Source organism: Pseudoalteromonas sp. MMG012, assembly GCF_018100875.1.
Classification (GTDB): Bacteria; Pseudomonadota; Gammaproteobacteria; order Enterobacterales; family Alteromonadaceae; genus Pseudoalteromonas; species Pseudoalteromonas aurantia.
The window spans coordinates 1-2,853 of record NZ_JAGJEF010000158.1; the positions used below are offsets into that span (position 1 = coordinate 1).

General features: G+C 39.6%; 1 protein-coding gene. It reads right to left on the reverse strand.

The genetic code is table 11. From position 1 onward, the window contains the following. Positions 1–424: 424 nt before the first annotated feature. The gene (locus J8L97_RS22625; protein ID WP_211052979.1) at positions 425–2,125 is read right to left on the reverse strand and encodes an alkaline phosphatase D family protein; all 1,701 of its coding nucleotides are present in this window, start codon (positions 2,123–2,125) and stop codon (positions 425–427) included. Between the last annotated feature and the right edge of the window lie 728 nt (positions 2,126–2,853).

Here is a 2,853-nt window from a genome sequence, read left to right on the forward strand (position 1 = left end):
ACATAAACGCCAAACATATCTTTCAATAACATCCAGAGATTACACGTGTGTAAAAGGGGTAATTAAGTTCTTCAGTATGGGTGGGAATCACTATTTATTACCGTCGATATGGATGGTTACCACTGAGTTATAGTGACCATCTGATTAGAGTTTTATTTCAATAATGTATAATGGAAAAGCGTAAATGGGAAAATAACCTTGTTGATTATTTGTATAAATTAAAGTTGAGTTTCGACTCTAATTTAATTTTTTCATTTGTTGATAGGTCGATCATAAAAAGCAGTTAGCTCTGATTTTAAGCGTGGTGCACTTCAGACTTGAATCTGCGGTGAAAATATCTGTATAGAGGTATTTCTATTGTGAAATCCAATGGGATATTCCACTTCTATAATAAGTGAGGTACAAAACCTCACTTATTTGTGTATTAGAAACGTACTATTGTGGAAACGGCTTCTTCTGTTGCTGTTTGAATAGAGAGTTTTATTTCTCTGTTTTGCCAATCAATGTCTAGCATTCCATAGTTACTACCGGATTTATTGATTAAGTGATGGTCACTGGTTGTCATTTGATTGACATTTTGACTCACTGTACCGACTCGGCCTGTTGGAATAGTGTCGCCTGTTGTTGCGCAGAATCCCCAGTGCTGATTGGTGCCGTTGCCATCGTTATCCAGTTGCGTATAACACCAGGGCTTTTCGCGACCTTCACTAGTACAGCCTCGATATGTTTTTCCTGCATGTTTCGCTGGAAACTGACATTGCTGCGTGTAATTATTATCGCCTTTAGCGTCGGCATAAATAGGAAGACGCAATGGATTTTCAATGTGATACGGCCAACTTTGTCCAAAACCTGATGCGGTGATTTCGTAGACTGTTGTCGCTTTACCATGTTCATGACTGGCTGGTATATTTTTTTGAAGTAATTCGCCCCAATGTTGGTCACCAGATAAAAAGATGACGGCCTTGGTTTTACCAGAATTTATTGATTTTTGCACCAAACGTAGTAGGCGCTCTCTTTGCGCAGGCATTTCAGCCCAAGATTCATAGCTTGTACCTGACATATTGGTTTCACCGAGGGATGAAATCGCATTATCAAATGTTGTGCCTTCTGCATATGTACAGTATTTAGATTTGGGTCTGCCTTGATACAAGGGAGGAAGCACTTGAATGCCACTGGCAATTAACTTTATTTGCGATGGTTTTGCTAATTCATTTTCCAACCATTGCCACTGCGCCATGCCTAAAATAGTGCTACTTGAGCCTTCACATTCACCGTAACTACTAAATGTTGGTGAACGGAAGTATCGGGCATCTAATGTGATAACGTGTGTTTGTTCTCCTGGTTGTCCCAACATTTTCGCTTCATAAATACCGGCTTGTGTTGTATGACGGGGATCGTCTGCTGGAACATCGAAATGACGTAAGTAAGCGGCTTGAGACTGCGCTCTTTTTGGGTAGTGCTTTCCTTCATTATTTAGGCCAAAATCATGGTCATCCCATGTGGCCATGGTTGGAATTTTCGCAGCTAAAAATTGTTGGTAATCTGAATTAAGTTTTTTATCATCATACTTCTGACGCATTTTACTCATATCAGTCGTATCCGCGTAAATATTATCTCCCAGCCATAAATACAGGTCGGGTTTGTGGCCTATTAGGCGAGCAAGGGCATCAGGCATATCGCCTTGTGTTTTGAAACACGAGCCCAAAGCAATACGATCTAACCGTTTACTTTGCTGTGGGTGGGTATGAGAGAGTAATTGTGCCGGTGGCGTGCGTTCACACTCTTCCCAGTTTCTTTCATCAGTGTAGCACCAAGGTGTTGTATGGTTGCGAGATGAACATCCATAAAACTGCTCTCCCATATAAGACGATGGTGATCTGCATGATGTTCCTGATATAGTAGTAAACTTGGGAATGGTCTCGACGCGGACATTCCCCCAACTAGCGCCATCGATAGGCTTTTTCAAGTAGCACCATTGGCTGCCGGTGTTATTTTTGTTTGTTGTGCCTTGATAGTCAGCGCCGAGATAATTAAAACTTGGCTTGCACTCGTTGTAATGAACTTCAGGTTCAGCGTGCACTGTTGTTGATAGCAGGCCAATAAACCAATAATTGATTATTTTCATATTAGAGTCTCAAACTTAAAGCGCATCATCATAAAGAGAATAGATGAAAGTTTTTTTTCAAATTTTTTTCAATATGAATATTTTGAGGAATTTAGAGTTACTATAAAATTAGCTAGAGAGAAGTATTGATTACTATATCTGTTCTATGTTGTTTTAAGGTGATTTACTGCGGTGCTTGAGGTGTATAAAACAGCCCGACGATTAGTCTATATAATGGTAGGGCGCTGAGTGTTTCATCACATTGTCTTTGTATTTATATATGCGGAAATTTTCAATGGAGTTGTAAGTGTATGAGTATTATATTGACGCCTGCGAAGCAAGCTTTGACTTTCGTTGAAAAATATAACTGGTGACTAGCAGTGTAATTAATCACAGCGGGTTTTATATTTGAATTAGGCCTGATGGTGATATCCATCAATAAGGGAAAGGTGTCATTAGGGAGCTGTATATGGCCCATTGTGTTCTCCAATCTTAGTGATAGTTTTTTACGTTAATGTCCTTGTAGGAGGTTGTGAGCGGTGTTTTTGAGTATTGCTTCAATGGTGCGTGGTTGAAAATTTCATATACGGCAGGAATTTTACCTAGATTGCACATATACCTTGTAACATAACAATATTTTTAAGAGAGGTTTTTAGGGGCTGTTGATCTTTGCTGTTCTATTTCTGTTCTCTTTGAGCATGCTTTTATCGCGGCGCTTAACCTGTGGCCTAGTAATCTAAGCGAATATT